At 60.0% G+C, this 26,734-nt stretch carries 28 protein-coding genes and 1 pseudogene; 16 read left to right on the top strand and 13 right to left on the bottom strand.

All coding sequences use genetic code 11. The features are described from left to right. The 4 genes from E0F99_RS17360 to E0F99_RS17345 form a co-directional block, all read left to right on the top strand. Window positions 1–1,187 (top strand): TRZ/ATZ family hydrolase (locus E0F99_RS17360; protein WP_130908835.1); only part of this gene is annotated, 1,187 nt, incomplete at its 5' end. 61 nt (window positions 1,188–1,248) lie between these two features. Continuing rightward, window positions 1,249–1,947, top strand: coding sequence for a bifunctional 2-polyprenyl-6-hydroxyphenol methylase/3-demethylubiquinol 3-O-methyltransferase UbiG (gene ubiG, locus E0F99_RS17355; protein WP_083359499.1), 699 nt, complete (start codon window positions 1,249–1,251; stop codon window positions 1,945–1,947). A gap of 4 nt (window positions 1,948–1,951) precedes the next feature. Further along, on the top strand, window positions 1,952–2,623 hold the full coding sequence (mupP, locus tag E0F99_RS17350) for an N-acetylmuramic acid 6-phosphate phosphatase MupP (RefSeq protein ID WP_053255094.1): 672 nt from the start codon (window positions 1,952–1,954) through the stop codon (window positions 2,621–2,623). Between the two features lie 177 nt (window positions 2,624–2,800). After that, window positions 2,801–3,541 (top strand): YciK family oxidoreductase, encoded by a 741-nt coding sequence (locus tag E0F99_RS17345; protein ID WP_083359500.1) that lies wholly within the window; start codon window positions 2,801–2,803, stop codon window positions 3,539–3,541. A gap of 146 nt (window positions 3,542–3,687) precedes the next feature. Here E0F99_RS17345 and E0F99_RS17340 read toward each other — a convergent pair whose 3' ends face one another. The 6 genes from E0F99_RS17340 to E0F99_RS17315 are packed head-to-tail and all read right to left on the bottom strand — an operon-like array spanning window position 3,688 to window position 9,843. Beyond that, on the bottom strand, window positions 3,688–5,202 hold the full coding sequence (locus E0F99_RS17340) for an ABC transporter substrate-binding protein (protein WP_083359501.1): 1,515 nt from the start codon (window positions 5,200–5,202) through the stop codon (window positions 3,688–3,690). A 15-nt stretch (window positions 5,203–5,217) separates the two neighbouring features. Next, complete coding sequence (locus E0F99_RS17335) at window positions 5,218–6,201, bottom strand: ABC transporter ATP-binding protein (RefSeq protein WP_083359502.1); 984 nt, start codon at window positions 6,199–6,201, stop codon at window positions 5,218–5,220. Then, window positions 6,198–7,154 (bottom strand): ABC transporter ATP-binding protein, encoded by a 957-nt coding sequence (locus tag E0F99_RS17330; protein WP_083359503.1) that lies wholly within the window; start codon window positions 7,152–7,154, stop codon window positions 6,198–6,200. The genes E0F99_RS17335 and E0F99_RS17330 overlap by 4 nt, the downstream gene beginning before the upstream one ends. Beyond that, the gene (locus E0F99_RS17325; protein WP_083359504.1) at window positions 7,151–8,008 is read right to left on the bottom strand and encodes an ABC transporter permease; all 858 of its coding nucleotides are present in this window, start codon (window positions 8,006–8,008) and stop codon (window positions 7,151–7,153) included. Before E0F99_RS17325 ends, E0F99_RS17330 begins: the two co-directional genes overlap by 4 nt. After that, window positions 8,005–8,952: an ABC transporter permease gene (locus E0F99_RS17320; protein WP_083359505.1), complete on the bottom strand. Its 948-nt coding sequence runs from the start codon at window positions 8,950–8,952 to the stop codon at window positions 8,005–8,007. Before E0F99_RS17320 ends, E0F99_RS17325 begins: the two co-directional genes overlap by 4 nt. Before the next feature lie 3 nt (window positions 8,953–8,955). Further along, complete coding sequence (locus E0F99_RS17315) at window positions 8,956–9,843, bottom strand: proline iminopeptidase-family hydrolase (RefSeq protein ID WP_083359506.1); 888 nt, start codon at window positions 9,841–9,843, stop codon at window positions 8,956–8,958. 183 nt (window positions 9,844–10,026) lie between these two features. Between E0F99_RS17315 and E0F99_RS17310 the strand changes: the two genes are divergently transcribed. Beyond that, window positions 10,027–10,791 (top strand): LuxR family transcriptional regulator, encoded by a 765-nt coding sequence (locus tag E0F99_RS17310; RefSeq protein ID WP_083359507.1) that lies wholly within the window; start codon window positions 10,027–10,029, stop codon window positions 10,789–10,791. 94 nt (window positions 10,792–10,885) lie between these two features. Beyond that, entirely contained in the window at window positions 10,886–11,818 is a 933-nt protein-coding gene (locus E0F99_RS17305) for a proline iminopeptidase-family hydrolase (protein WP_083359508.1), read from the top strand. Window positions 11,819–11,916: 98 nt separating this feature from the next. Here E0F99_RS17305 and E0F99_RS17300 read toward each other — a convergent pair whose 3' ends face one another. Next, window positions 11,917–13,419 carry a nucleobase:cation symporter-2 family protein gene (locus E0F99_RS17300; RefSeq protein ID WP_083359509.1) on the bottom strand — a complete coding sequence of 501 codons (1,503 nt, stop codon included), beginning with the start codon at window positions 13,417–13,419 and terminating at the stop codon, window positions 11,917–11,919. Window positions 13,420–13,577: 158 nt separating this feature from the next. On the opposite strand from E0F99_RS17300, the gene E0F99_RS17295 reads away from it, so the two are divergent. Then, the gene (locus E0F99_RS17295; RefSeq protein ID WP_083359510.1) at window positions 13,578–14,411 is read left to right on the top strand and encodes a nucleoside-binding protein; all 834 of its coding nucleotides are present in this window, start codon (window positions 13,578–13,580) and stop codon (window positions 14,409–14,411) included. A 66-nt stretch (window positions 14,412–14,477) separates the two neighbouring features. Here the strand turns inward: E0F99_RS17295 and punC are convergent, their stop codons facing one another. Continuing rightward, a complete protein-coding gene (punC, locus tag E0F99_RS17290; RefSeq protein ID WP_083359511.1) occupies window positions 14,478–15,662 on the bottom strand; it encodes a purine nucleoside transporter PunC in 1,185 nt (394 codons plus the stop codon). Window positions 15,663–15,784: 122 nt separating this feature from the next. On the opposite strand from punC, the gene punR reads away from it, so the two are divergent. Continuing rightward, window positions 15,785–16,699, top strand: a complete 915-nt coding sequence (gene punR / locus E0F99_RS17285; RefSeq protein WP_083359512.1) for a DNA-binding transcriptional activator PunR — start codon at window positions 15,785–15,787, stop codon at window positions 16,697–16,699. A 31-nt stretch (window positions 16,700–16,730) separates the two neighbouring features. On the opposite strand, the gene E0F99_RS17280 is transcribed toward punR, so the two are convergent. Next, on the bottom strand, window positions 16,731–17,900 hold the full coding sequence (locus E0F99_RS17280; protein ID WP_130908834.1) for an aspartate aminotransferase family protein: 1,170 nt from the start codon (window positions 17,898–17,900) through the stop codon (window positions 16,731–16,733). Window positions 17,901–18,003: 103 nt separating this feature from the next. Between E0F99_RS17280 and E0F99_RS17275 the strand changes: the two genes are divergently transcribed. Then, window positions 18,004–18,909 carry a LysR family transcriptional regulator gene (locus tag E0F99_RS17275; RefSeq protein ID WP_083359514.1) on the top strand — a complete coding sequence of 302 codons (906 nt, stop codon included), beginning with the start codon at window positions 18,004–18,006 and terminating at the stop codon, window positions 18,907–18,909. Here E0F99_RS17275 and E0F99_RS17270 read toward each other — a convergent pair. Continuing rightward, window positions 18,906–19,529 carry an HAD family hydrolase gene (locus E0F99_RS17270; protein ID WP_083359515.1) on the bottom strand — a complete coding sequence of 208 codons (624 nt, stop codon included), beginning with the start codon at window positions 19,527–19,529 and terminating at the stop codon, window positions 18,906–18,908. The two genes, E0F99_RS17275 and E0F99_RS17270, sit on opposite strands and share 4 nt — an antisense overlap. A gap of 209 nt (window positions 19,530–19,738) precedes the next feature. After that, on the bottom strand, window positions 19,739–20,932 hold the full coding sequence (gene fabV / locus E0F99_RS17265) for an enoyl-ACP reductase FabV (RefSeq protein WP_083359516.1): 1,194 nt from the start codon (window positions 20,930–20,932) through the stop codon (window positions 19,739–19,741). Window positions 20,933–21,307: 375 nt separating this feature from the next. Between fabV and E0F99_RS17260 the strand changes: the two genes are divergently transcribed. Beyond that, window positions 21,308–22,132: an aspartyl/asparaginyl beta-hydroxylase domain-containing protein gene (locus tag E0F99_RS17260; RefSeq protein WP_083359517.1), complete on the top strand. Its 825-nt coding sequence runs from the start codon at window positions 21,308–21,310 to the stop codon at window positions 22,130–22,132. Between the two features lie 149 nt (window positions 22,133–22,281). Continuing rightward, on the top strand, window positions 22,282–23,655 hold the full coding sequence (ppnN, locus tag E0F99_RS17255) for a nucleotide 5'-monophosphate nucleosidase PpnN (protein ID WP_083359518.1): 1,374 nt from the start codon (window positions 22,282–22,284) through the stop codon (window positions 23,653–23,655). Here ppnN and E0F99_RS17250 read toward each other — a convergent pair. Further along, window positions 23,656–24,046: pseudogene (locus E0F99_RS17250) on the bottom strand (RidA family protein). Window positions 24,047–24,201: 155 nt separating this feature from the next. Between E0F99_RS17250 and E0F99_RS17245 the strand changes: the two are divergent. From E0F99_RS17245 to E0F99_RS17235, 3 genes are all read left to right on the top strand, one after another. After that, window positions 24,202–24,459 (top strand): AbrB/MazE/SpoVT family DNA-binding domain-containing protein, encoded by a 258-nt coding sequence (locus E0F99_RS17245; RefSeq protein ID WP_083359519.1) that lies wholly within the window; start codon window positions 24,202–24,204, stop codon window positions 24,457–24,459. Beyond that, a complete protein-coding gene (locus E0F99_RS17240; RefSeq protein WP_083359520.1) occupies window positions 24,456–24,851 on the top strand; it encodes a PIN domain-containing protein in 396 nt (131 codons plus the stop codon). The genes E0F99_RS17245 and E0F99_RS17240 overlap by 4 nt, the downstream gene beginning before the upstream one ends. Window positions 24,852–24,928: 77 nt before the next feature. Further along, entirely contained in the window at window positions 24,929–25,297 is a 369-nt protein-coding gene (locus tag E0F99_RS17235; protein ID WP_083359521.1) for a hypothetical protein, read from the top strand. Window positions 25,298–25,316: 19 nt separating this feature from the next. Here E0F99_RS17235 and E0F99_RS17230 read toward each other — a convergent pair whose 3' ends face one another. Further along, the gene (locus E0F99_RS17230) at window positions 25,317–25,646 is read right to left on the bottom strand and encodes a YXWGXW repeat-containing protein (RefSeq protein ID WP_083359522.1); all 330 of its coding nucleotides are present in this window, start codon (window positions 25,644–25,646) and stop codon (window positions 25,317–25,319) included. 352 nt (window positions 25,647–25,998) lie between these two features. Here E0F99_RS17230 and E0F99_RS17225 point away from each other — a divergent pair, with 352 nt between their 5' ends. Together E0F99_RS17225 and E0F99_RS17220 are read left to right on the top strand one after the other, a co-directional pair. Next, window positions 25,999–26,286 (top strand): BrnT family toxin, encoded by a 288-nt coding sequence (locus E0F99_RS17225; protein ID WP_083359523.1) that lies wholly within the window; start codon window positions 25,999–26,001, stop codon window positions 26,284–26,286. Then, window positions 26,283–26,672: a BrnA antitoxin family protein gene (locus E0F99_RS17220; RefSeq protein ID WP_083359524.1), complete on the top strand. Its 390-nt coding sequence runs from the start codon at window positions 26,283–26,285 to the stop codon at window positions 26,670–26,672. The genes E0F99_RS17225 and E0F99_RS17220 overlap by 4 nt, the downstream gene beginning before the upstream one ends. Window positions 26,673–26,734 lie beyond the last annotated feature (62 nt).

The following is a 26,734-nucleotide window of genomic DNA, read 5'->3' as shown; positions in this document are numbered from 1 at the left end:
TGAACGTTGCAGCCAAAGAGGTACTCGAGCTGCAAGGGATGCGGCGCAGCCCTGGCCAGATCAATGCCCACGGGCATGCGGCAATGAGCCTGTTTCGCGGCCTGGCCGATGACCTGCCACTGATGACCTGGCTGGAAAAACACATCTGGCCCGCCGAGGCCAAGTGGGTCGATGAAGCCTTCGTGCGCGACGGCACCGACCTGGCCATCGCCGAGCAGCTCAAGGGCGGCATCACGTGCTTTTCCGACATGTATTTCTACCCCAAGGTCGCCAGCGACTGCGTGCACAACAGTGGCATGCGCGCGCAAATCGCGATTCCGATCCTCGACTTCCCGATTCCCGGCGCCAGCACGCCCGATGAGGCGATTCGCCAAGGCGTCGAGCTGTTCGGCGACCTCAAGCACCACCCGCGCATCAAGATTACCTTCGGCCCGCATGCGCCCTACACCGTGTGCGATGAGAACCTGGAGAAAATCCGCATCATGGCCGAAGAGCTGGACGCCTCAATCCACATGCACGTGCATGAAACTGCCTTTGAAGTGCAGCAAGCCGTCGAGCAGACCGGCGAACGCCCCTTGGCACGCCTGGGTCGCCTCGGCATGCTCGGCCCGCGCTTCCAGGCCGTTCATATGACCCAAATCAGCGAGGACGACCTGGCTTTGCTGGTAGAAAGCAACACCAGCGTCATTCATTGCCCGGAATCGAACCTGAAACTGGCCAGCGGCTTTTGCCCGGTGGAGCGTCTGTGGCAGGCTGGCGTCAATGTGGCGATCGGCACCGACGGCGCCGCCAGCAACAATGACCTGGACCTGTTGGGCGAAACCCGTACCGCCGCGATGCTGGCCAAGGCCGTCGCCGGCTCGGCCACCGCCCTGGATGCCCACCGTGCCCTGCGCATGGCCACGCTCAACGGCGCACGGGCCATGGGCCTGGAAAGCGAGATAGGCTCGCTGGAGGTCGGCAAGGCCGCCGATATCGTGGCCTTTGATCTTTCAGGGCTGGCGCAACAACCGATCTACGATCCGGTCTCACAGCTTATATACGCCACCGGACGCGATTGTGTGAAACACCTTTGGGTCGCCGGCAAGCAGTTGCTCGACGACCGGCAATTGACCCGCATGGATGAACAACAGTTAACCGCCATGGCCATTGCCTGGGGCCAACGCATCAGCGGGCACGGCGAATAACGCAGGTTTGAACCTACGCTTCAAACCTGCAAACCGACTTATCAGATTTAGAGGATTCACCATGAGCAACGTCGACCACGCCGAAATCGCCAAATTCGAAGCCCTGGCCCACCGCTGGTGGGACCGTGAAAGCGAGTTCAAACCGCTGCACGACATCAACCCGCTGCGGGTCAACTGGATTGACGAACGCGTCAACCTCGCGGGCAAAAAAGTACTCGACGTTGGTTGCGGCGGCGGCATCCTCAGCGAAGCGATGGCCCAGCGTGGCGCCACGGTAATGGGTATCGACATGGGCGAAGCCCCGCTGGCCGTGGCCCAGCTGCACCAGCTGGAGTCCGGTGTGAGCGTGGAATACCGCCAGATCACCGCCGAAGCCCTGGCCGAAGAAATGCCTGAGCAGTTCGACGTGATCACCTGCCTTGAGATGCTCGAGCACGTACCGGACCCGTCCTCGGTGATCCGCGCCTGCTTGCGCATGGTCAAGCCGGGCGGCCAGGTGTTCTTCTCCACCATCAACCGCAACCCCAAGGCCTACCTGTTCGCGATCATCGGCGCCGAATACATCATGAAGCTGCTGCCGCGTGGCACCCACGACTTCAAGAAATTCATCCGCCCTTCCGAACTGGGCGCCTGGAGCCGTGAGGCCGGGCTGACCGTCAAAGACATCATCGGTCTGACCTACAACCCGCTGACCAAGCACTACAAGCTGGCCAGTGACGTGGACGTCAACTACATGATCCAGACCCTGCGCGAGGAGTAAGCCTGTGAAGTTGCGAGCGGTTCTCTTCGATATGGACGGTACTTTGCTGGACACTGCGCCGGACTTCATCGCGATCTGCCAGGCCATGCGCGCCGACCGCGGCCTGGCGCCGATCAACGACCAGCACATCCGCGATGAAATCTCCGGCGGTGCGCGGGCGATGGTTGCCGTGACCTTCTCGATGGACCCGGAATCCCCTGGCTTTGAAGCACTGCGCCTGGAGTTCCTGGAGCGCTATCTCAAGGGCTGCGCAATCCACAGCAAACTGTTCGACGGCATGGCCGAGTTGCTGGAAGACATCGAAAAATCCAAGCTGGTGTGGGGCGTGGTCACCAACAAGCCGCTGCGCTTTGCCGAGCCGATCATGCAGCAGCTGGGCCTGGCCGAGCGCTCGGCGCTGCTGATCTGCCCGGACCACGTGAAGAACAGCAAGCCGGACCCGGAGCCGTTGATCCTGGCGTGCAAGATGCTCGACCTGGACCCGGCCAGCGTGTTGTTTGTGGGCGATGACCTGCGCGATATCGAATCCGGCCGCGACGCCGGCACCCGCACCGCAGCGGTCACGTTCGGCTACATCCACCCGGACGACAACCCCCGCAACTGGGGCGCCGATGTGGTGGTGGATCACCCGCTGGAACTGCGCAAAGTGCTGGATAACGCACTGTGCAGTTGCTGATTGTTCGAGGATCTCACCAACACTGAGATCAATGTGGGAGCTGGCTTGCCCGCGATGGCGCAGTAGCTGTCGCCACAGGTGCTGGCGGGCGGACCGCTATCGCAGGCAAGCCAGCTCCCACCTGAAATGGATTCCACTTCAAGAGCTGTATCAGCTTGAATTCTGTCGAGGCTATTTATGTTTGATTACTGCGCACGTCCAGAACTGCTCAAAGGCCGCGTGATCCTGGTGACCGGCGCCGGTCGCGGGATTGGCGCGGCGGCGGCGAAAACCTATGCCGCCCATGGCGCCACCGTGCTGTTGCTGGGTAAGACCGAAGCCAACCTGGCCCAGGTGTATGACGAGATCGAAGCGGCCGGCCAGCCTCAGCCGGTGGTGATTCCGTTCAACCTGGAGACCGCCCTGCCCCATCAATACGATGAGCTGGCCGCGATGATCGAAAAGGAGTTCGGTCACCTCGATGGCCTGCTGCACAACGCCTCGATCATCGGCCCACGCACACCGCTTGAGCAGTTGTCCGGTGAGAACTTCATGCGGGTGATGCACGTCAACGTCAACGCGATGTTCATGCTGACCAGCACCTTGCTGCCGCTGCTCAAACTGTCCCAGGATGCGTCGGTGGTGTTCACCTCCAGCAGCGTCGGGCGCAAAGGCCGGGCGTACTGGGGCGCTTATGGCGTGTCGAAATTTGCCACTGAAGGCGTGATGCAAACCCTGGCCGATGAGCTTGAGGATGTGGCGGCGGTACGCTCCAACAGCATCAACCCAGGCGGCACACGCACCAGCATGCGCGCCCAGGCGTACCCAGGCGAAAACCCGCTGGAAAGGCCGGCGCCGGAAGAGATCATGCCGGTGTACCTGTACCTCATGGGGCCAGACAGTGCGGGCATCAATGGCCAGGCGTTTGATGCGCAGTAAGCCTTAAGCTGACTCAACTGACAGAACAGAGAACCCAATGTGGGAGCGGGCTTGCTCGCGAAGGCGGTGCATCAGTCAATATTTCAGTTGACTGACACGGCGCCTTCGCAAGCAAGCCCGCTCCCACAGTTGTTCAGCGGTGGTGTTTAGTTTTTTACCACGTCCTCAAGGGTGAAACGCCCCAGCGGGTTCTGCAGGAAGTTGCTCACATTCTTGCGTGAGATATTGATGTACGGGCTGTAGTACAAGTCGATCCAGTTCACATCCTGTTTCGCCAGCTTCTGCAGGTCGACGTACATCTGCTCACGCTTGACCGGGTCGGCCTCGATCCGCGCAGCCGCCACCAGCGTCTTGACCTTGTCGTTCTTGTAGCGGGTCATGTAGTTCTGGTTGGTGTCGTGGCCCAGCACGAAGGTGGTCTTCTGGTCCGGATCGAGGATGTCATTGGTCCAGTACATCACCGAAATATCGTACTCACCGTCTACCAGCATCTGCCAGCTTTGAGTTGGGTCGACTTTCTGCAGGTTGGCGGTCACGCCGACCTTGGCCAGTTGGTCCTTGATGATCACCGCGATTTGTTCATCGGCTTCGTTGCCGGCGTTGACCACGTAGTTGAGCTTCAAGTCCTTGGCCCCGGCCTCTTCCAGCAGTTTCTTGGCGGCGGTCGGGTCATACGGGCGTTGCAGGTTGTTGGCGTAGTGGTACAGCGAGCCTTTCGGGATGTAGGAATAGGCCACGGTGCCTTGACCGTAAGTGGCGGTTTTGACCAGCGATTGTTTGTCGATGGCCATGTCCAGCGCCTCGCGCACTTGCGGCTTGGCCAGCAGCCCGTGGGCGTGATTGATCAGCAGGTGATCTTCGCGGGTGGACGGGTCGGAATGGATCACCACGTTCTTGTCTTTCTTCAGCTCTTCCACGCGGGAGAACGGTACGAAGATCGCCGTGTCGAGTTCGTTGTTCTGCACCATACGCATGCGCGTGTTGTCGTCGGTGACCGACACCCACTCCACGCCATCCAGGCTCACGTTTTTGGCCTGCCAGAAGTTCGGGTTCTTCTTCAAAATAACCCGGTCGCCTTTGCGCCACTCATCCACGGTAAACGCGCCGGACGTTACTGGGTTTTCCGAGTAGGCGTCTTCGCCCATCTTGGTCATGGCCTCTTGCGACAGGATCGACACCGTCGGCGACGCCAGTTGGGAGAGGAAGGCTACCGCTGGGGTTTTCAAGGTGACCACCAGGGTTTTCGGGCCCGACGCCTTGGCGGTATTGATCAGGCTGAACGGGTCACTCCACAGCGAGGCCTTGTTGTCGCGAATGCGCAGCAGGCTGAACGCCGCGTCATCGGCGGTGATCGGCGAGCCGTCGGAGAACTTTGCATCACGCAGCTTGAAGGTGTAGGTCAGGCCGTCCTTGGAGATCTCCCAGCTTTCTGCCAGGCCAGGCTCCATCTTGGTGCCCAGATTATCCACGCGCACCAGGGTGTCGTAGACGTTGGCGAACACCCAGGTGTCGCGGTTTTGCGCGCTTTTGATCGGGTCAAATGTGGTGCTGTCTTCACGGCAGCCGATGGTCAGTACACCGGCGGCCTGAGCCAACCCAGCGGTCAGCGACCAAGCGGTCAACGTAGCGGCGGCGAGCAACTTCAAGTGGCGCGATTGCATGTCATAACTCCTTGTTTAGGACGGCAGAAAGGTTAATGGCTCTTCAAGCACGCAACTGTATCGATGCTCGTGCAGGAAATGCGTCGGTGGCAACACCACGGAACACATCGTCCGGGCATGTCGGCAACGCGGATGAAAGGCCCAGCCCGTGGGCACATTCAACGGGCTCGGGGGCTCACCCGGCAATGGTTCTGTAGGCAACGGCCGATGCGGATCGATCTCGGGAATTGCCTCGATCAGCGCCGCCGTGTACGGATGGCGCGGCGCAGTAAACACCGCCTCCACAGGCCCTTCTTCGACGATCTTGCCCAGGTACATCACCGCCACGCGGTCGCACAGTCGCCGCACGATGGCCAGGTCATGGGCGATAAACAGGATCGCCAGGTTCATGCGTTGTTGCAGCTCCAGCAACAGGTTGATGATCTGGCCCTGGATCGACACATCCAGCGCTGCCACGCATTCATCGGCGATGATCAAGCGCGGCTCCACCGCCAGCGCCCGCGCAATGCCGACGCGCTGGCACTGGCCGCCGCTTAAGGAGCCGGGTTTGCGGCTGGCCAATTCGGGGCGCAGGCCGACCAGGTCGAGCAGTTCATTCACGCGGGCCGGTATCTGTTGCGGCGCAACTTTGCGCTGCACGCGTAACACTTCGGCAAGCGTTTCGCCCAGGGTATGGCGCGGGTTCAGCGCGGCATACGGGTCCTGGAAAATCATCGCGGTTTCGTGGCGCAAGCGGGCGATGTCGATGGCACTACCGTGGGCCATATCGATGCCGTCAAACAACACCTGGCCGGCGCTGATCGGGTTGAGGTGCAGGATCGCCCTGCCGAGCGTGCTTTTGCCGCTGCCGGACTCGCCGACCAGCCCGAGGGTTTCGCCCGCTGCCAGGTTCAGCGACACGCCGTTGACCGCCCTCACCCACTGCTTTTTCATGCCGAACAGGCCGCTGCCGGAGGCCGCAAAACGCACCTCCAGATCCTTGATCTGCAACAGGCTCATGGGCGATCTCCCAACGGATAGTGACAGGCCACCCGCGCGCCTTCCGGCAGCAGCTCCGTGCACAACGCGCCAACCTGCGGGCAGCGCGGGTTGAAGCGGCAACCGGCGGGCAATGCATCCAGCAACGGCGGCTGCCCGGGAATCGTGCGCAGCAAGGCGTGGCCGCTGCTGTGCGCGGGCTGGCAATCGATCAGGCCGGCGGTGTAAGGGTGCTGCGGATGCGCCAGCAGGTCGTACTTGCTGCCGTGCTCGCACAGGCGCCCGGCGTACATCACCGCAATCGAATCACAGGTCTGCGCCACCACACCGAGGTCATGGGTGATCATGATGATCGACACGCCACGCTGATCGCGCAGGTCCAGCAGCAGACGCAGGATTTGCGCCTGCACCGTCACATCAAGGGCGGTGGTCGGCTCGTCGGCAATCAGCACTTTAGGGTTGCAGCCCAGGGCCACGGCGATCATCGCGCGCTGGCGCATGCCGCCGGAAAATTCGTGCGGGTAGTTGTCGATTCGCGCCCTTGGATCGGGAATGCCCACTTGGCGCAACACCTCGATGGCGTGCAGGCGCGCGTCCTTTTTTGACGCACCCTGGTGCAGGCGAATGCCCTCGGCAATCTGCTCACCGATGCGCATCAACGGGTCAAGGTGGCTGCTGGGGTTCTGGAAGATCATACCCAATTGCCCGCCGCGCACGGCGCGCATGCCGGCATCGTCCAGCGTCAAAAGATCCTGCCCGGCCAGGCGCACAGCAGCGCCTTGCACGCGCAAGGTGGGCGACGGCAGCAGGCGCATCAGCCCGCGACAGGCCAGGGTCTTGCCCGAGCCGCTCTCGCCGACCAGGCCGAGGATTTCACCTTCGGCCAAGTCGAAGGACACACGGTCGACCAAGGTGACATCGCGCCCGGCGTTGTGGGCAATCACGCTGAGGTCCTGCACCTGAAGCACGCTCATGCGCGATCCCCCAACACTTGCGCCACGCCATCGGCCAACAAGCTGAAGCCCATGGCCAGCGTCACGATGGCCAAGCCCGGGAAGGTGCAAATCCACCAGGCCGTGGTGATGAACGCCTGCCCTTCGGCGACCATCGTGCCCCATTCGGCGGTCGGCGGCTGCACGCCCAGGCCGAGGTAGCTCACGGCGGCGCCGTTGAGCAGCACCAGCACCGCGTCAGACATGGAAAACACAATCGAACCAAACATCGCGTTAGGCAGCAGATGCCGAAACAGAATGCGCCCATGGCCAAACCCCAAGCTTTTGGCGGCCAGGGCAAACTCACTTTCCTTGAGCACCAGGATCTGCGAGCGGATCAGCCGCGCATACGAGACCCACCCCACCAGCGCCATAGCGATATAGAAACTCTTCAGGCCTGGGCCGAGGATCGCCATGATCGCCAGCATCAGCACCAGAAACGGGAACGCCAGGATCACGTCGATCACGCGCATGCAGACGCTGTCGAAGCGCCCGCCAATGTAGCCGGAAACTGCACCGACGAAGGTGCCGATCATGAACGGGAAAATCACCCCGACGATGGCCAGTTGCAAGTCGATCCGCGCGCCCCAGATCACGCGCGAAAGGATGTCCCTGCCATAGTTATCTGTGCCAAACGGATGCGCCAGGCTCGGCCCGAGCAAACTGATGTCGGTGTTCTGCGCAATCGGGTCAAACGGTGCGAGCCACGGCGCGAACAGCGCCAGGGCAAACCACAGCAACAGAATCAACAGGCCCCACGCAGCGGTCAGCCGGCCATTGCGAAAACCGAAACGCAGGCGCAAACGCCACGGGGCAATCAATGGGCGGCTGTTCATTGCATCTTCACCCGTGGGTCGAGGGCCACCGTCACCACGTCGGCGACGAAGTTTACAACCACTGTCGCACACGCCAGTACCATGGCCACGCCCTGCACCACCATGTAGTCACGGGTGAAGATGCCGCGCACCAGCAATTGGCCGATGCCGGGAATAGCGAACAGGCTTTCGATCACCACCGTGCCGCTGATCAGCCAGCCGATATTCACCGCCAGCAGGTTGACCGCCGGCACCAGCGAATTGGGCAGCACATGCCGACGGAACACCGCCGCCTCGGACAGCCCGCGCGCTCGGGCGGCGGTGACGTGGTCGGCCTGCAACTCCATCAACATGCTCGCGCGCAAGTTGCGTACCAGCACCGCCGACAGCGCCAGGGCGATGGTCAGACACGGCAGCAGCATATGGTGAGCTTTGTCGAGCCCGCTGCGCCCGTAGCCAGACACCGGGAACAGGCCCCACTTCACACTCAGCAACAGAATCAACATTAAGCCCAGCCAGAACGCCGGCATGCCCAGGCCGACGGTGGTGAACACGCGGATCAGGTTGTCCGCCCAGCCGCCTTTATTGCGCGCCGCCCATGTCGCCAGCGGGAGCGCAATCAACAGCGCCAGCAAGACACTGCCAAGCACCAGCACCAAGGTCGGCTCGATGCGGGTGACGATCAGCTTCAAGGCATCGACTTTGTACAGCAGTGATTGGCCGAGGTCGCCCTTGAGCAGGTTTTTGAGGAAGTAGAAGTATTGCAGCCACAAGGGTTGATCCAGGCCGTATTGAGCGCGAATCTTCAACAAGGCATCCGGCGTACTGCGCGAGCCGAGCAAGGCCCGCGCCGGGTCGCCGGGAATCGAGCGCACCAGCACAAAGGTGATCAGGCTGATGCCAAACAGCACCGGCAGCAATTGCAGCGGCCGGGACAGCACAAAACGGTAACGCGCCAGGTTCATCCGTCAGCCCCGGTGACGCGCGAGGAAGTCCAGCAGCACCGGGAAGTAAGCCTGGGGTTCCTCATAAAAGGGCATGTGGCTGCTGTTGGGGAACACGTGCAATTGAGCATGTTTGGCGGCCAGCTTCATGCGCAGGGCGCAGGCGGGGGTGAGTTCATCGTGCTGGCCGGTGGTGATCAGGATCGGCATTTTAAAGTCGGCCATCTCAGGAAGGCGGTTCCAGTCCTTGAGGTTGCCGGTGTAGAGGAATTCGTTGGGGCCTTGCATGGTTTCGTAGGGGCCCATGTTCCAGTCACCGAGGGAGCGCTTGACCGGCTCGGGCCACTCGTCCAGGCGACAGACGTGGCGGTAATTGAGCAAGGTGATCGCGGCCTGGTACTGCGGATGATCCAGGGTGCCCATGGCTTCATGGCGCTGCATCATGGCCACGGTTTCGCTGCCGAGGGCGCCGCGCAAGCGTTCGAGTTCCTGGGACAGGTGCGGAATGTCGCCGACGGTGTTTTCCAGGATCAGGCTTTTCAGTGCGTCCGGGTAATGGATGGCGTACTCGATGCCCAACCAGCCACCCCAGGAATGCCCCAGCAAGTGCACCCGGCCCAGACCAAGGGCTTGGCGCACGGTTTCGACTTCTTCGACATAACGGCTGATTTCCCACAAGGAAACGTCGGTGGGCCTGGCTGATGCGCCGGTGCCAAGCTGGTCGAATGCAACCACTCGCAGGTGATGCTCTTTGAGCCAGCCATGGGCGTCGCGCAAGTAGTCACACGGCAGGCCCGGGCCGCCATTGAGGCACAAGAGCACCTCATCGCCGTCGCCAAAGCTGTAGACCACCAGATTATGGCCGTCGACTTGCACGTTGTACTGCTGGTCGGGGGCAATTTCACGCCACATGCATACATTCCTTGTGTTGTATCGGCCTGGCGGGTAGCGGCCGTTTATCAGGCCAACACTACCGAGGATGCCGTGCGTCCATAACCTAGTATTTCTTATAGGTTTGGCCTGGCAGTCCTTCGCCGGGGCGTGGCATTCTACTTGCCGCAAGTCGAGATTCAAATGAATTCGGGAGCAGAACGGATGCTGGCCAAGCTAACTGCCTTCAATAACCGTCTCATGCCAGGCAGGAGCCTGGATGAACAGATGGACAATACGTTTATTCTTGCCCAGCAGTTGGGCTTCGATGCGCTGGTGTACGACTACACCCCAGTGCCCATCGACCAGGACGGTTCGCTGATTACGCCCTCGGTGCTGGAGCTGCGCAATACCCCGCCCGATTGGCACGCGTTATGGTGCAGCGAAGGCTTTTACCAGATCGACCCGGTGCAACACTTGGCCCTGAGCACGGTGTCGCCGTTCGTATGGTCCTATGAGGCGAAAGCCGATACGGCGCTGCAAAAAATCATCGACCCCTGCCATGCGCCCGTGTCCTCTTACCTGCATGAACGTCAACTGACCTGCGGCGTCAGCGTGCCCATTCATCTGCCGCGCGGCGGCTTCGCATCGCTGACCGGGCTGCGTACCGGCAAGGCCAACACGGTGGTGCAGGATGCGCAGCAGACCCTGGCGGATTTCAGCCTGATTACCCATGCCCTGCAGGAAGCGGCCTACCCGCTGTTCAGCAAGGAACTGCGCACTTACCCGCATATTCACCTGACCAAACGCGAGCGTGAATGCCTGAAATGGGCCGCCGACGGGCTGACCGCTGCGCAAATCGCCACGCAATTGAGCCGCTCATTGGCGGTGGTCACCCTGCACCTGGCTTCGGCGATGCACAAGTTGGGGGCCAAGAACCGCGTGCAGGCGGTGGTCCGCGCCACCCATTACCGCTTGCTGGAAGATTGAGCCGTCAGCAAAACCTAGCTGTTTTGCTAGTTACTTAAACTTCGCGTGCCGACTATCGTATCCCTGATCCTTTTTTTTCAGAGCAGGGTACGAAATGGAATTCATCGAGAAAGTCCGCGAAGGCTATGCGGCGTTCGGCGCCTACCAGACCTGGTACCGCGTTACCGGCGACCTGACCACCGGCCGTACACCGTTGGTGATCATTCACGGCGGCCCCGGCTGCACCCATGACTACGTCGACGCCTTCAAAGACGTGGCGGCCAGCGGCTACGCGGTGGTTCACTACGACCAGTTGGGCAATGGCCGCTCCACGCATTTGCCGGAAAAAGACGCGTCTTTCTGGACCATTGGTCTGTTCCTCGACGAGTTGAACAACCTGCTGGACCACCTGCAAATCAGCAATAACTACGCGATTCTCGGGCAATCCTGGGGCGGCATGCTCGGCAGCGAGCATGCAATCCTGCAACCGAAGGGCCTGCGCGCGTTTATTGCGGCCAACTCGCCCACGTGCATGCGCACCTGGGTCAGCGAAGCCAACCGCCTGCGCAAACTGCTGCCTGATGGCGTGCATGAAACCCTGCTCAAACACGAACAGGCCGGCACCTACCAAGACCCGGAATACCTCGGCGCCTCACGAGTTTTTTATGATCAGCACGTGTGCCGCGTGATCCCGTGGCCGGAAGAGGTAGCGCGCACCTTCGCCGCAATGGATGCAGACCCGACGGTGTACCACGCCATGAGCGGCCCCACCGAGTTCCACGTGATTGGCAGCCTGAAGGATTGGAATGTGATTGGCCGCTTGTCGGCGATCAATGTGCCGACCCTGGTGATCTCCGGGCGACACGACGAAGCCACGCCGCGGGTGGTCAAGCCGTTCCTGGATGAGATCAAGGACGTGCGCTGGGCGCTGTTTGAAGACTCCAGCCACATGCCCCACGTGGAAGAACGCCAAGCGTGCATGGGCACAGTGGTGACGTTTTTGGATGAGGCGTGTTCAGTGCCGCACAATGTCCTGAAGGCTGGCTGAATTCTAAATGTGGAAGGGGCTTGCTCCCGATGGCAGTGTGTCAGTCACCAAGGTTTCACTGAACCACCCCCATCGGGAGCAAGCCCCCTCCCACATGTTTAGACTTCGGTGGTCTCAGCTTTTACCGACTTCCTTGCTACCTCCGCCACCACCGGAATCTCCTTCCCTTCAGCATCAAACAACTTGCCGCCCCTGAAGTAGTCCCCATCGCGCAATGCGGCCACATCGTGGAAGCACAAACTGCGCTCAGTTCCGGCCACGAACACCGATTGCTGGTCGGAGTTACCTGCGGTGAAGTGGTTAAACGCCAGGTTCAGCAATATCGCCATAATCGCCGACGAACTGATGCCCGAGTGGAAAATGGTCGCGAACCAGGCGGGGAAGTGATCGTAAAAGTTCGGCGCCGCGATGGGGATCATGCCAAAACCAATGCTCGTAGCCACAATGATCAGGTTCATGTTGTTGCGATAATCCACCTTCGACAGCGTACGAATACCACTGGCCGCCACGGTGCCGAACAGCACAATGCCGGCCCCGCCCAGCACGGAGGTCGGCACGGCGGCAATCACCCGCCCCATGAAGGGCAACAGACCCAACACCACCAGGAACACCCCGCCAGTGGCCACCACAAACCGACTCTTCACCCCGGTCACGGCCACCAGGCCGACGTTCTGGGCAAATGCGCTCTGGGTGAATGAGCCAAAAATCGGCGCGAACATGCTCGACAGCATGTCGGCACGCAAGCCATTGCCCAGGCGTTTGGAGTCGACTTTGGTGTCGATGATTTCGCCCACGGCCAGGATGTCAGCCGAGGTTTCCACCAAGGTCACCATGACCACGATGCACATGGAAATGATCGCCGCCACATGGAAGGTCGGCATACCGAAATGGAAAGGTGCAGGGAAACCGAACATCGGCCCCTGGGCAACGCCGGAGAAATCCGCCATGCCGAGGAACACCGCGATCACAGTGCCGATCACCATCGCCAGCAGAATCGACAACCGCGAAATCGTCGCGCTGCCGATTTTGCTCAGCAGCAACACCAGCACCAAGGTCAATGCCGCCAGGCCGATATTGGCCATGCTGCCGAAATCCGCCGCGCGGCTGTTGCCGCCCATGGCCCAGCGTGCCGCTACCGGCATCAAGGTCAAGCCGATGGTGGTGATCACAATACCGGTGACCAGCGGCGGGAAAAACTTGGTAATCCGTGAGAACACCGGCGTGATCAACAGGCCGATCAACGAGGCGGCCATCACCGCCCCGAGAATCGCCGGTATCCCGCCGGCGCCATCACTGCCGACAATCGCCACCATGGTTGCCACACCGGCAAACGACACGCCCTGCACCAGTGGCAACTGACAGCCAAAAAACGGCAAACCGAGGGTCTGCAACAATGTGGCCAAGCCACCGGCAAACAGCGACGCGGCGATCAACAGGCCGATATCCGCCGGCGACAACCCGGCCGCCTGGCCGACGATCAACGGCACGGCAACGATGCCGCCGTACATGGTGAGCACATGCTGCAGGCCGTAAGCCATGTTGGCGGCGACGCCAAGATTCTCATCTTCTGGCCGCTGCGGTGACGCCTTCGGGGTAGTCATGGTGAGGGGTTCTCTGTTTTTGTTGTGCGATCACTGTATGCAATGTTTGGACTGTATGTCCATAGAGTTGTATACAATCAATCGAACAAGATACCCTCCGTCGGCGTTACAAAAACAATCCGGCCGTCATGAGCCAGAACGCCAAAGGACCTAGAACAATGAAAAAGGCAGTACAGGGCGCAACCGTTGCACTCACCCTCCTCGGCGGTGGGGAGGCGGCTGCGGTGGAATGGATGAACAACAGCGTGGGGTTTCGCTACGGCCAACACTTTACCAACCCGAATAACCCCGACGACTTCAGCAAGCGCATCTACAGTTTCACCCATGCCAGCGGCTACCAATACGGCAGCAACTTCCTGAACCTGGATGTGTTCTTGTCCGACAGTCGCGACCCGCGCAAGGGCACCGATCACGGCGGCAGTGAGGTCTACGCGGTGTATCGGCATCAGCTGTACGCTTCACGGGTATTTGATGTGCCGCTCGGCACCGGGCTGATCAAAGATTACGCCCTGACCCTGGGCTTCGACGCCAACCGCAACAACAACCTCGCCTCAGCCAAAAAACGCGCACTGGTGATCGGCCCGACGTTGAAGTTCAATACCGTCGGCGTGCTGGATTTGAGCCTGATGTACTACAAAGAAAGGAACCACACCGGCATCCCCGGCGCGCAAGAGTCGAACCACACCTTCGACGACACCTACATGCTCAACCTGACCTGGATGCGCCCGTTTGACATCGCCAACCGCGCGGCGAAATTCCAGGGGTTTATCAATTACGTCGGGGACAAAGGCGAGGACTATCACGGCCGTGACACCGCACCGGAAGGCCTGCTGCGCACCGCGCTGATGGTGGCGGTGCGACCGGGCAAAAGCGTCAAGCCGAACCTGTATCTCGGGGTGGGTTACGAGTATTGGCATAACAAGTTCGGCGTGGACGGCGGCCGGGGTACCCGGACCTCAACGCCGACGCTGAATATGGAAGTGACCTTCTGACCACTGACCAAACCGACTCCAAATGTGTGGGCTTGCTCGCCCCCACATTTTTGATCGTATTAAAGCTTAAGCGTTTGCGAGTTCCGAATTGTCCGTCTTCGGCCGCGCCAGCCAGTAACCCAGCACCGCCAACGGCGCCGTCGCCAACATCACAATCACGGTAATCAGCAATGGCTGATCAATCATCGACGACACCAACAGACTGCTCAGAAAGCACAGTCCCAGTTGCAGGGTGTTTTGCAGCGCCGCCGCCTTGCCGGAGTTTTCCGCAAACGGCATCAGCGCATTCGCTACTACGATGGGGTAACTGGCACCGTTGACCAGCGCCATCAGGCAGAACGGGATCAGCAAGGTGGTCAGGGTCGGCACGGTCAAGGTGGCGACCAAGTACAACGCCACCATGCTGATGCAATAAGCCACCAGCAGCCAGGGCAATAGGGTTTTGCCCTGATAGTGCTGCAAGGCGCTGCGGCAGCTGTAGCCACCGATCAGGAAGGCCAAGGTCGGCAGCACGTAGCTCAAGCCAATGTCATTCGGGCTGTAGCCCATAGCACCGAGGATGAAGGGCGAAGCGGTCAGCCAGGCAAAGAAGCTGGCGGAGCACGCGGCGAAGATCATCACGTTGCCAGTGAACACGCGGGAAGTCAGCAACTGCCCATAACCGAGGCGCGAAGGTTCGCCCTCCTCTGCCCGACGCTTCGGCATTTTGCGCAGGAACAACGTCGGCAGCAGCAACAGCAGCGACACGCCCAGCAACACCGCGAAGATTGCCTGCCAGCCGAAGTGATTCAACACCATGGCCCCCAACAGTGGCGCCAAAGCCGGTGACAGCGACATCAGCGGCATGATGCTGGCGAACACACGGTGCGCCTTATCGGCCGGGTAACGGTCGATTACCAGCGCCTGCCAACTGACGGCGGCGGAACACACGCCAATCGCCTGCACAAAGCGCAATGCCAACAGCTGCGGCGCCGTCTCGACCCAAAACATGCCCAGGCAGCCGAACACGAACAGGCTCAGGCCCGTCAGCAGGACCGGCTTGCGCCCGAGGCGATCAGACAACGGCCCCCACAACAGTTGCCCCACCGCAAAGCCGGCGAGGAAAATACTCAAGCTGGCGCCCACGGCCCCGGGGCTGATGTGCAGTTGTTCGCCCATGGCGCCGAACGCCGGTAAGTACATGTCCATGGCGAGATAACCGAGCATGCTCAGCCCCGCCAGATACCAGGTAAAACCAAAAGAATTTTTCATTGAAGCCTTGCTGAATCTGCCATCAAACTATTTGCTGACTGGCGCCCATTATGAAGCTGACAGTTTGTGTGTGAAGCGATAATAATTGGACGTTCCTATCAACTATTTTGAAGGCAGCGATTATGTGGTCCGAATACTCCCTGGACGTGGTCGATGCAGTCGCGCGCCACGGCAGCTTCAGCGCCGCCGCCCAAGAGCTGCATCGCGTGCCATCCGCCATCAGCTATACCGTACGCCAGCTCGAAGAATGGCTGGCGGTGCCGCTGTTTGTGCGGCGCCATCGCGACGTGGAGCTCACCCCGGCCGGCCGTTTATTTATAGACGAAGCCCGCGGGGTGATGAAAAAAATGCTCGGCACCCGGCGTTTATGCCAGCAGGTGGCGAATGGCTGGAGCGGCCAACTGAAGGTGGCGGTGGATTCCATCGTCAAACCCCAGCGCTGTCGGCAACTGGTGCTGGACTTCTACCGCCAGTTTCCCGAGGTGGAATTGCTGCTGGAGTACGAGGTGTACAACGGTGTGTGGGACGCCTTGGCCGACGAGCGCACCGACATCGTGATCGGCGCCACCAGCGCGGTGCCGGTGGCCAGCCACTTTACCTTTCGGGACATGGGGCTGTTGAACTGGCTGTGCGTGGTCAGCGCCAAGCACCCGCTGGCGAGCGTGGAAGGCTTGCTCAGTGACGACCAACTGCGCCCGTTCGCGTCGCTGTGCATGACCGACACCTCACGCAACCTGCCCAAGCGCGACACCTGGACCCTGGATAACCAACGCCGACTGGTGGTGCCCAACTGGTCCTCGGCGCTTGATTGCCTGCGCGACGGCCTGTGCGTCGGCATGGCGCCGGCGCATCAAGTGTTGCCATGGATCGAACGCGGCGAACTGGTAGCGCTGCAATTGAGCCGGCCGTTCCCAGCCAGCCCGTCGTGCGTGGCATGGGCGCAGAACAAACTGTCGCCGGCGATGAGTTGGTTGTTGGAGTACCTGGGCGATACCGAAACCATGAATCAGGAATGGCTGAATGGCCCAAATCGCTGAACATCACGCCTCCCACCTGTTTGACCAGGTTTCAATCCACTAGACGGGTGATGGCCCGCACGATCATCTCGACCTCTTTGGCATCCAGCGTCAGCGGTGGCAGCAGGCGAATGATCTTGCCGCGCGTCACGTTAATCAATAGGCCATGCTCGTGCGCCGCACGCAGGGCCAGGTCACGATAAGGGCGGGCCAGTTCGATGCCGATCATCAAGCCCTGCCCACGAATCGCCAGCACCTGCGGGTGTTCACGCAACTCCACCCGCAACCGCGCCAGCAAATGCGTGCCCTGTTGCGCAGCGTTCTGCAATAAGCCTTGCTCTTCAATAATGTCCAGTACCGTGCAGCCCACGCGGCAAGCCAACGGGTTGCCGCCGAAGGTGCTGCCGTGGCTGCCGGGGGTGAACAACTGAGCCACCGAAGCACGGGCCAGGCAAGCACCGATGGGCACCCCGTTGCCGAGACCTTTGGCCAGGGTCATCACATCCGGCACAATGCCTTCATGCTGGAACGCAAACCAGGCGCCAGTGCGGCCGATGCCGGTCTGGATCTCATCGAGCATCATCAGCCAACCGTGGCGCGTGCAATGCTCGCGCAGGGCTTTGAGGTAGCCGGGCGGCGCTGGCAGCACGCCACTTTCGCCCTGAATCGGTTCCAGCAGCACCGCCGCAATGCGCGGGCCGAACTGTTGCGTAATGGCTTCCCGCGCCGCCAGATCGCCAAACCCCACCTTGAGAAAATCGCCCGGCAAACGCTGAAAGCCCAAGCGCACCGATGGCCCGTCGCTGGCCGCCATGGTGCCGAGGGTACGCCCGTGAAAAGCGTTTTCCATCACCACCACCAAGGGTTCTTCGATAGCTTTTTTCCAGCCATGCAGCCGTGCCAGTTTCAGCGCCGTCTCATTGGCTTCGGCGCCGGAGTTGTTGAAGAACGCGCGGTCCAGGCCGGACAACTGCGTCAGGCGCTGGGCCAGCCGCTGCTGCCAGTCGATGCTGTAGAGGTTGGACGTGTGCAGCAGCAGCCCCGCCTGCTCACTGATCGCCGTCACCAGCCGCGGGTGCGAATGCCCGACATTGGTCACCGCCACACCGGCCACCGCGTCGAGGTATTCACGGCCCTGCTGGTCCCACAGGCGCGTGCCCAGGCCACGGGTGAAGCTCAGGGCCAAGGGTTGATACGTGGTCATCAGGCAGGCGGCGGTCATGGTGGCAAGCTCCAGTGCATCGTTGGGATAGGTGCAGTATCGTTAGCCACCCAAGCTGGATAAACTGCACTTTCCTGCAATGACTTTAAACCAAGGCTTGATAATGGACCTGTTCCAAGCGATGTCGGTGTACGTGAAAGTGGTGGAGACCGGCAGCATGACGGCCGCCGCACAGGAGTGCGGAATGTCGACCACCATGGTCGGCAATCACCTGCGCGCGCTGGAGCAACGCTTGGGCGTCAGCCTGCTCAAACGCACCACGCGCAAACAAAGCCTCACCGAGTTTGGCGGGCAGTACTACCAGCGCTGCCTGGAGGTGCTGGGTCTGGTGGCCGACTCCGAGTTATTGGCGGAGCAGATCCACAGTGAAACCCCTAAAGGCAGCCTGCGTATCACCGCACCACCGGTGTTCGGCACCGAACGCCTCGCACCGGCCCTGAGCGAATTTTCCCAGCGATACCCGCTGATCGACCTGCACGTGATGCTGAGCAATGAGCGGATGGACTTGGTCGACAGCGGCTTCGACGTGGCGATCCGCCTCGGCGAACTGGAACCCTCCAGCCTGATCGCCCGGCCCATGCAGGCCTACACACTCATCCTTTGCGCATCACCCCAATACCTGGCGCGACGCGGCACGCCGTCCAAACCCGAAGACCTGCGGCAACACAACTGCCTGGCATTCGCCTACCCTGCGACCGACAACTGGCGCGACACCGACAAGCGCTGGCGCATGACCGGCGAGGAAGGCGAGGTAGAGGTTGCGGTGTCCGGCTCATTGACCATCAACAGCTCGCAAGGTTTGCGCCAGGCGGCAGTGAACGGCATGGGCATCATCATGCTGGCCGATGCGCTGGTGCAACCGGACCTGGAGAGCGGCAAGCTGGTGGCCTTGCTGACCACCTATCAACTGTCCAGCCGCCCCATGCACTTACTCTACGGCCAAGACCGATATCGCCTGCCCAAGTTGCGCGCCTTTGTGGATTTCGCCATGGAAAAGTGGGCGCGCTAGAAGCGCACGCCCAGCTCACGCAAGCGTGCAGCGGTACGCTCGGCCGACACGTGGTGAATACCTTGCCAACCGAGGGCGATAGCCGCCTCGATATTGCCGGCCACATCATCGATAAACACCACTTCACTGGCCTGGATAGCCGGCAGATGGGCACGCACCTGGCTTAGGCTCGCGTGATAGATCGCCGCATCCGGCTTGATCAGCTTCAGCTCGCCCGACACCACGATGTCGCGAAACCGCTGCAGGAACGGATAGTGGGCCCGCGCATAAGGGAAGGTTTCAGCCGACCAATTGGTCAGCCCGAACAACGGCATATTGGCTTGATGCAGACCTTCGAGAATGGCCACGCCTTCCGGCAATGAGCCGCGCAACATCTCATGCCAGCGCTCGTAATAGGCCTGGATGAGAGGTTCGTGTTGCGGGTATTGCTCGATCAGGTGGCGAGTGCCTTCGGCCAGGCTGCGGCCGGCGTCCTGCTCTGTGTTCCAGGCTTGAGTACAGATGGTGTCGAGAAAGTGCTGCCGCTCGCGATCGTCGGCAATTAGCTTGCGGTACAGGTGGTGCGGGTTCCAGTCGAACAGGACACCGCCGAAATCAAAAACTACTGCACGAATCGTCATCAGATCCTCCGTTAGCGTGGCTTGATAGCCGGTGGAGTCTGGCAGATTAAGGACGGTAGCGGGAGCGCGATGGCTTGCAGGAGCGGTCCGGCTTCACACAAAGCAAATGTGGGAGCGGGCTTGCTCGCGAAAGCGGTGTATCAGCCAACCTATCGGCGACTGACACGCCGTATTCGCGAGCAAGCCCGCTCCCACATTTTTAACTGCATTTATGCTTGAACTAAACCATTGATCTTGACGGTCGGGTTCACATCCGCTTCGTAGTCAACGCCGTCGACTTCAAAACCGAACAAGCGCAGGAACTCAGCCTTGTAGCCGGCAAAATCGCTGATCTCGTTAACGTTGTCGTCAGTCACCTGGTTCCACAGCGCCGCTACGGCGTCCTGGACTTTCGGCTCCAGCTCAGCCAGGTCGGCACGCAGGCGTCCGTCGGCATCAAGCTTGGGCTCTTGGCCGTACAGGCTGTCCTTGAACAGGCCGTAGACCTGCTCGATGCAACCTTCGTGGGTGCCCTGCTCTTTCATCACTTTGAACAGCAGCGACAGGTACAGCGGCATGATCGGGATGGCCGAGCTGGCCTGGGTGACCACAGCCTTGAGCACCGACACCCGGGCGTCGCCCTTGAGTGCCGCGAGGTTGTCGCGCAGGGTCAGGACTTTTTTGTCCAGGTCTTTCTTGGCTTCGCCAATGGAGCCGTTCCAGTAGATGTCCTGGGTCAGCTTTTCACCGAGGTAGGTAAACGCGGTGGTCTTGGCGCCTTCGGCCAGTACGTCGGCGTCACGCAGGGCGTCGATCCACAGCTGCCAGTCTTCGCCGCCCATGACTTTTACGGTGCCGTCGATTTCTTCTTGGGTGGCAGGCTCAAGGGTGGTGTCGACCACAACGCCTTTGTCGGTGTTGATACCGCGCAGGGTTACGGCCTTGCCGATCGGCTTGAGGGTGGAGGTGTGCACCACGCCTTGCGGATCGGTACGACGTGGCGCGGCCAGGCTGTAAACCACCAGGTCAATCTTGCCCAGGTCTTTCTTGATGGTTTCGATGGTCAGGCGCTTGATCTCGTCGGAGAACGCGTCGCCGTTGATGCTCTTGGCGTACAGGCCTTTTTCAACCGCAAACTTCTCGAACGCCGCGCTGTTGTACCAGCCGGCGGAGCTCAGCTTGCCTTCTTCGCCTTCTTTCTCAAAAAACACACCCAGGGTGTCAGCGCCGCAGCCAAACGCTGCACTGATGCGCGCGGCCAGGCCGTAACCGGTGGAGGCGCCGAGGACCAGCACCTTCTTCGGGCCGCCTTCGATGACGCCGTTTTTGGTTACGTAGTCGATCTGTTCCTTGACGTTCGCTTCACAGCCAACAGGGTGAGCGGTCACACAGATAAAGCCACGAACCCGCGGTTTGATGATCATAAAATTTCTGCCTCTTCCAAGGTGCCGAAGGCCAATGGTGGCCATTCAACTTAATCGTACCGGTCTATGACGTCCAAAAAACCGAAGCGTCACGATAGTCGCAAATCTTCTGTTTACAAAATTCAATCGGCGCAGCGCCTTTTGGCGCGCGCCTGCTACCGTTCACTCTCTCACCGGGTTTGCTGCACAACAGTATGAGCCGGACCATAAACGAGAAGGTTTGTTCAATTCCTTCACAATTTTGCAATATTTAAAACGCCTATTCGTCGCTGAACGCCTTATCATAGGAGGGATGTATCTACATGTTTCACTTCCCCACCACTCGCAGCCACGGATCCGGACCTGTCGAATGGCGTCCAGCTGGAGCTGAGTTTCATGAGCAAGTCTGCCTTACGCAAAAAAGCAGTGTCGGTCGCATGGGTCATCGGTGTCCTGCTGATTATTTGCCTTTTCCCCCTGACCACCGCGGTATTCCTCGGGCTGGTGCTGGTGTGCGGTGTCTACGACTTCCTGCGCAACGGCCTGTATGACGCCGACACCATCAAGAAATACTTCATCGGCAGCGGCCGCAACACCTGGATATTGGCGCCGTTCAACACCCTGTTCGACCTGCTGAGCCTGCGTAACCGCCATGTCTACACCCTGCGCGACCTGCCGCCCGCCTGGCGTGAAGACCTGCAGCAAGTGATTGACGACGCCATGACCAACAAGGATGAAATCATTAGCTACCTGGATGAGCGCATGGCCGAAAAGAAGCGCGGCATGTTGTTTTTCCAATGGTACGGCCGCCCAATCGAAACCACCCTGAACATCCCGCAACTGCGCAAAAAACTGCCGTTTGTGAAGACCATCGGCGTCTCGGTGTTCAACGAGAACCGCTCGACATCCTTCCACTTCGGCCCACTGCGCATGATGTTCCGCGTGCTCTACAACATGGCGCCGGCACCTCACCACGAAGGTGTCTACATCCAGGTGGGTAAGCACAAACATTACTGGCACGACGACCCGCTGTTCATCTTCGATGACACGCTGATGCACGCGTCCTTCAACAAGAATGACGCAAAACGTTACTGCCTGTTTATCGATATTGTGCGGCCGACCTTGCTGCCCTCCGTGCTCAACGCCGTGATCGCGGGCTTTGCCGGGCTGGTCTTTACCCTGCGTCGGGTTTTCTACAAAAACTGGAAGCTGATTCAGTAAGTTCTGCGCCATGATGGTGCTTGACGGTGTTTGCGCCCTGCCTGTGAGACGGCCAAACTACAGTCTCGTGCGACCGAATTCGGCGCTCACCCTTTTCAAGCCATCGCTGCCCGTGACGGGTGCGGTGGCTGCGCCTTCAAGGAATCAGAATGCCCCAACGTCAAGTCATCAATGCCTCCGTCAGCCCCAAGGGCAGCCTCGAAACCCTGTCCCAACGTGAAGTCCAGCAACTAAGCGAAGCCGGTACCGGCAGCATCTACACCCTCTTCCGTCAATGCGCCTTGGCCATCCTCAACACCGGCGCGCATATCGACAACGCCAAGACCATCCTCGACGCCTATCAAGACTTCGAAGTACGCATCCACCAGCAGGACCGTGGCGTGCGCCTGGAACTGCTGAACGCGCCGGCCGACGCCTTCGTCGATGGTGAAATGATCGCCAGCACCCGCGAGATGCTGTTCAGCGCCCTGCGCGACATCGTCTACACCGAGAATGAACTGGGCAGCCAGCGCATTGATCTGAGCGACTCCCAAGGCATCACCGACTACGTGTTCCACCTGCTGCGCAACGCCCGCACGTTGCGCCCGGGTGTCGAGCCAAAAATCGTGGTGTGCTGGGGCGGGCACTCGATCAATACCGAAGAATACAAATACACCAAGAAAGTCGGCCATGAACTGGGCCTGCGCAGCCTCGACGTGTGCACCGGCTGCGGCCCCGGCGTGATGAAAGGCCCGATGAAGGGCGCAACCATTTCCCACGCCAAGCAACGCATTACCGGCGGGCGCTACCTGGGCCTGACCGAGCCCGGCATCATCGCCGCCGAAGCGCCGAACCCGATCGTTAACGAGCTGGTGATTCTGCCGGACATCGAAAAACGCCTGGAAGCCTTCGTGCGCGTCGGCCACGGCATCATCATCTTCCCGGGCGGCGCCGGCACGGCCGAAGAGTTCCTGTACCTGCTGGGCATCCTGATGCACCCGGACAACCGTGACGTGCCGTTCCCGGTCATCCTCACCGGGCCGAAACACGCCGCGCCGTACCTGCAACAACTGCACGCATTCGTCGGCGCCACCCTCGGCGAAGCGGCGCAAGCGCACTACCAGATCATCATCGACGACCCGGCTGAAGTGGCGCGCCAGATGACAGCAGGGCTCAAAGCGGTGAAGCAGTTCCGCCGCGAACGCAACGACGCCTTCCACTTCAACTGGCTGCTGAAGATCGACGAAGGCTTCCAGCGCCCGTTCGACCCGACGCACGAAAACATGGCCAGCCTGCAACTGACCCACGCGCTGGCACCCCATGAACTGGCGGCCAACCTGCGCCGTGCGTTCTCGGGGATCGTGGCGGGCAACGTCAAGGACAAGGGCATTCGCCTGATCGAGCAGAACGGCCCGTACGAAATCCACGGCGACCCGGCCATCATGAAGCCGTTGGACGAACTGCTAGAGGCGTTTGTCGCCCAGCACCGCATGAAGTTGCCGGGCGGCGCGGCGTATGTACCCTGTTATCGCGTGGTGCAGTAACTAGCGCTGCACCGCCGCACATTTGATTTCCACCGCCAACCGGGGTGTGCCAGTTCGGACACTCCGATTGTGGTCCAGGCGCAATGCCCGCGTGGGAACAGGCGGTTTTTCACCTCACGAAAAACCGCCATGTGCTGGCTCATGTTCACGTGGTACGTGGTCATGTCCACCACGCCCTCAAACCGGCAACCGCCCTCCTCCAACACCTGCCGCAGGTTCTGCCAGGCGGCGATGAATTGCGCCTCGGGATCTTCAATCACCGCCAGTTCCGGTGTACAGCCGGCCGGTCCTGCGCAGTACAAAGTGTCGCCAACTTTAACCGCGGGCACGCAGCCTGCGCGCTCAACAATAGGCTGCATGGCGGGAGGGATGAGCGGTGGCGATCGGTCATAGCTTGTATCTCTTTGGGGCGCAGGAAAGCGTGTGAGAGCGAAAAGTTCGGGCTAGGGTTTTATCTGTTCCCACTGACTCACACCAGCAGAGCGACCTATGGACCAACGGATCTTGCCCTTCATCAGTCCTTACCTTAGGGTAAGGAATATCACGATGGAGATCTTCACTATGGCGACCGCCACACTTACCTCGAAAGGGCAAATCACCATCCCTATCCAAGTCCGCACAGCGCTGGGCCTGGAAACCGGCGACCGGGTTGAATTTGTCGAAACGGAAGACGGAAAGTTTTCCATCATTGCCGCGAGCAAAACCGTGCATGACCTCAAGGGGTTGATCCGCAAGCCCGCCCAGGCCGTATCGATCGACGCCATGAACCACGCCATCGCAACCCAGGGAGCAAAAGCGCGATGATCGGCCTGGATACCAATGTACTGGTGCGTTATGTCACCCAGGATGACCCGGTCCAATCACCCAAGGCGTCGGAGCTGATCGAATCGCTCACTGCACTGTCGCCGGGCTTTGTCAGCCTGGTCTCGGTGGTGGAACTGGTCTGGGTTTTACAAAGCTGTTACCAATCGGCCAAGAGCGAGGTGGTGACCGTTCTGGAAACGCTGCTGCGCACACGTGAATTGACTGTGGAACATGCCGAGATCATCTGGCAGGCACTGCGACGATTCACGGCGGGCAAAGCCGATTTCGCCGACTACCTGATAGAGCGCTGCGCCCATGCGGCCGGCTGCGAATACACCGCCACCTTTGATCTGAACGCGGCCAAGGCAACCGGGATGAAACGGCTGACCTGAGCCACACCATTGCGACACCGTTCAGGCTTTGGTAAAAACCGCGTTAAACCTTGATCAAGAGACAGACTCACGTGCGCATGCTGCTACTCGCTACTTTGAGCTTGGCCTCCACCCTGGCCTCCGCCGACACCATCGCCTGGCCCGACCTGCCGAAAACCTGTTTCGTCAGCGGCCGCTCAGCCACCAGCGTGGATGTCGACAGCGGCTGTGCAGCGTTCTTGATCAACGTGCAAGGCAAAGCGGCGGGTACGCCGATCAAGCTGGCTATTCCCCAGTACGCCCTGCATGTGGACGAAGGCACCGGCAAGGAAACACCGGTGATCATCATCCAGGCCGAAGAGAACGGCGAGATCAAGGCGGTCGGCTACAAGGAATTGGGCACTGATCAACTGGGTGCCGCGCTGTTGCGGGAAGTTCGGCTTCTAGGTACCCAGAAGCCGATCTAGACGTTGTTTCAGCCGGGGCTCAGCGAACCCAGCCACCGCCCTGCCAGTGGTAACCGTCATTGCGTTGCACCCAGTGCGGATGCACATAACGATAGCCTTCGCGCACGTGCTCCCAATGGCCGTGCACCGCGACGTATCGCCCACCTTCCCAACGCCAGTAACCGCGCGACCATACATAGCCGTAACGGGCTGCGGGTTCGACTTCGATCACCTGGACCGGTGGCGGTTGTGGCGCAACCACTTCGACATACTCACGCTGTACCGGCCTGCGGTCATGCACAACGCGCTCTTGCACACACCCGGATGCCGCGACGACCACTGCCGCCATTGCTGCATAACGTAGCCACATACAAAGCCCTCGGGCGCTAACGCCCAACACCTGCACCAGTAAAAAATGCCCCCTTGATTCAGCCGCGCTCCTGCTAAGGCCTGGGTTCTTTGTAACAGGTGATGTCTGTCAGATTGCTGAACCCTGCGAGGGCTGCCTCTAAAACAAATCGATGAGAACCGCATGACATAGCTTCGATCACTGATCAACAGTGCTTTGACCTACCCTTCTCAATCGCCAGGATGTTCTACAGTGTTTCAGCGAATTGAAACCTACGCTCAGAACGCCCGCAGTCCAAAGGCGAGCATGTGATACTCATGAAGCCGACGACGGGCATACAGACACCCTTTTTTATACATATGAAATATGCATAATGAAATCATTCGATTACGAGTATGACCCCGAAAAAAACGAACTTAACAAAGATAAACACGGAGTAAATCTTGCGGACGCAGAAATGGTGTTTTATGACGACAGGGCCCTTAGAGATTTAGAAGATAAGGACCATGACGAACAGAGATGGGTCGCGGTAGGGCTGGACGCAGCGGGCCGGTTACTAACAGTACTGTTTACCTACCGAGACCCTGACATCATCCGGGCTATAAGCGCTCGTAAGGCAACTGCAAAAGAACGTAGATCCTACGCAAGAGGTAAGCGATGAAAAGTGAATATGATTTCAGCGAAGCCACGCGGGGACAAATTGCCAGCAGCAAGGGCAAAACCCGTATTACTATCATGCTGGATGACGCCGTTATCGAGGCTGCGCGTGATCGAGCCGAAAATGCCGGAACGGGCTATCAGACGATTATTAATAATCTCCTACGCCAAGCATTGGTGCCAGAGACTCATAAACTGACTTCGCCGACGGTCAAAAAACCAGCATCCAAATCTCGCACGACAATTAGCCGTACAGAAGTGGCCATTTTGGAGCAAAAAATGGCAAGTCTCGTGATTGAGATGCAGCTATTTCTGGATAATCCAGAGCACAAAGCCCCCAAGGCCAAAGTAGCAGGCCAGAAAAAAACGCAGATGGCTGACGCGGACTGAGTAAGAAAGCCTCCCGAATGGATTGAATCCCGAATTTCAGCGACGGGAAAGCTGGACAAAAA

The organism is Pseudomonas antarctica, assembly GCF_900624995.1.
Taxonomy (GTDB): Bacteria; Pseudomonadota; Gammaproteobacteria; order Pseudomonadales; family Pseudomonadaceae; genus Aquipseudomonas; species Aquipseudomonas antarctica.
The sequence above is the reverse complement of the archived record's forward strand: the minus strand, read 5'-3'. Positions and strand labels throughout refer to the sequence as shown.

What these genes read in the sequence shown, in the direction of transcription:
- E0F99_RS17280 (WP_130908834.1), bottom strand. Translation starts at nt 17,900, where the DNA reads ATGACCGCCGCCTGCCTGATGACCACGTATCAACCCTTGGCCCTGAGC.
- E0F99_RS17230 (WP_083359522.1), bottom strand. Translation starts at nt 25,646, where the DNA reads ATGTGGCTACGTTATGCAGCAATGGCGGCAGTGGTCGTCGCGGCATCC.
- fabV (WP_083359516.1), bottom strand. Translation starts at nt 20,932, where the DNA reads ATGATCATCAAACCGCGGGTTCGTGGCTTTATCTGTGTGACCGCTCAC.
- E0F99_RS17225 (WP_083359523.1), top strand. Translation starts at nt 25,999, where the DNA reads ATGAAATCATTCGATTACGAGTATGACCCCGAAAAAAACGAACTTAAC.
- E0F99_RS17305 (WP_083359508.1), top strand. Translation starts at nt 10,886, where the DNA reads ATGGAATTCATCGAGAAAGTCCGCGAAGGCTATGCGGCGTTCGGCGCC.
- E0F99_RS17295 (WP_083359510.1), top strand. Translation starts at nt 13,578, where the DNA reads ATGAAAAAGGCAGTACAGGGCGCAACCGTTGCACTCACCCTCCTCGGC.
- ubiG (WP_083359499.1), top strand. Translation starts at nt 1,249, where the DNA reads ATGAGCAACGTCGACCACGCCGAAATCGCCAAATTCGAAGCCCTGGCC.
- E0F99_RS17340 (WP_083359501.1), bottom strand. Translation starts at nt 5,202, where the DNA reads ATGCAATCGCGCCACTTGAAGTTGCTCGCCGCCGCTACGTTGACCGCT.
- E0F99_RS17275 (WP_083359514.1), top strand. Translation starts at nt 18,004, where the DNA reads ATGGACCTGTTCCAAGCGATGTCGGTGTACGTGAAAGTGGTGGAGACC.
- E0F99_RS17300 (WP_083359509.1), bottom strand. Translation starts at nt 13,419, where the DNA reads ATGACTACCCCGAAGGCGTCACCGCAGCGGCCAGAAGATGAGAATCTT.
- E0F99_RS17315 (WP_083359506.1), bottom strand. Translation starts at nt 9,843, where the DNA reads ATGTGGCGTGAAATTGCCCCCGACCAGCAGTACAACGTGCAAGTCGAC.
- ppnN (WP_083359518.1), top strand. Translation starts at nt 22,282, where the DNA reads ATGCCCCAACGTCAAGTCATCAATGCCTCCGTCAGCCCCAAGGGCAGC.
- E0F99_RS17240 (WP_083359520.1), top strand. Translation starts at nt 24,456, where the DNA reads ATGATCGGCCTGGATACCAATGTACTGGTGCGTTATGTCACCCAGGAT.
- E0F99_RS17330 (WP_083359503.1), bottom strand. Translation starts at nt 7,154, where the DNA reads ATGAGCGTGCTTCAGGTGCAGGACCTCAGCGTGATTGCCCACAACGCC.
- punR (WP_083359512.1), top strand. Translation starts at nt 15,785, where the DNA reads ATGTGGTCCGAATACTCCCTGGACGTGGTCGATGCAGTCGCGCGCCAC.
- E0F99_RS17320 (WP_083359505.1), bottom strand. Translation starts at nt 8,952, where the DNA reads ATGAACCTGGCGCGTTACCGTTTTGTGCTGTCCCGGCCGCTGCAATTG.
- E0F99_RS17260 (WP_083359517.1), top strand. Translation starts at nt 21,308, where the DNA reads ATGAGCAAGTCTGCCTTACGCAAAAAAGCAGTGTCGGTCGCATGGGTC.
- E0F99_RS17245 (WP_083359519.1), top strand. Translation starts at nt 24,202, where the DNA reads ATGGAGATCTTCACTATGGCGACCGCCACACTTACCTCGAAAGGGCAA.
- E0F99_RS17345 (WP_083359500.1), top strand. Translation starts at nt 2,801, where the DNA reads ATGTTTGATTACTGCGCACGTCCAGAACTGCTCAAAGGCCGCGTGATC.
- E0F99_RS17325 (WP_083359504.1), bottom strand. Translation starts at nt 8,008, where the DNA reads ATGAACAGCCGCCCATTGATTGCCCCGTGGCGTTTGCGCCTGCGTTTC.
- E0F99_RS17335 (WP_083359502.1), bottom strand. Translation starts at nt 6,201, where the DNA reads ATGAGCCTGTTGCAGATCAAGGATCTGGAGGTGCGTTTTGCGGCCTCC.
- E0F99_RS17310 (WP_083359507.1), top strand. Translation starts at nt 10,027, where the DNA reads ATGCTGGCCAAGCTAACTGCCTTCAATAACCGTCTCATGCCAGGCAGG.
- punC (WP_083359511.1), bottom strand. Translation starts at nt 15,662, where the DNA reads ATGAAAAATTCTTTTGGTTTTACCTGGTATCTGGCGGGGCTGAGCATG.
- E0F99_RS17270 (WP_083359515.1), bottom strand. Translation starts at nt 19,529, where the DNA reads ATGACGATTCGTGCAGTAGTTTTTGATTTCGGCGGTGTCCTGTTCGAC.
- E0F99_RS17235 (WP_083359521.1), top strand. Translation starts at nt 24,929, where the DNA reads ATGCTGCTACTCGCTACTTTGAGCTTGGCCTCCACCCTGGCCTCCGCC.
- E0F99_RS17220 (WP_083359524.1), top strand. Translation starts at nt 26,283, where the DNA reads ATGAAAAGTGAATATGATTTCAGCGAAGCCACGCGGGGACAAATTGCC.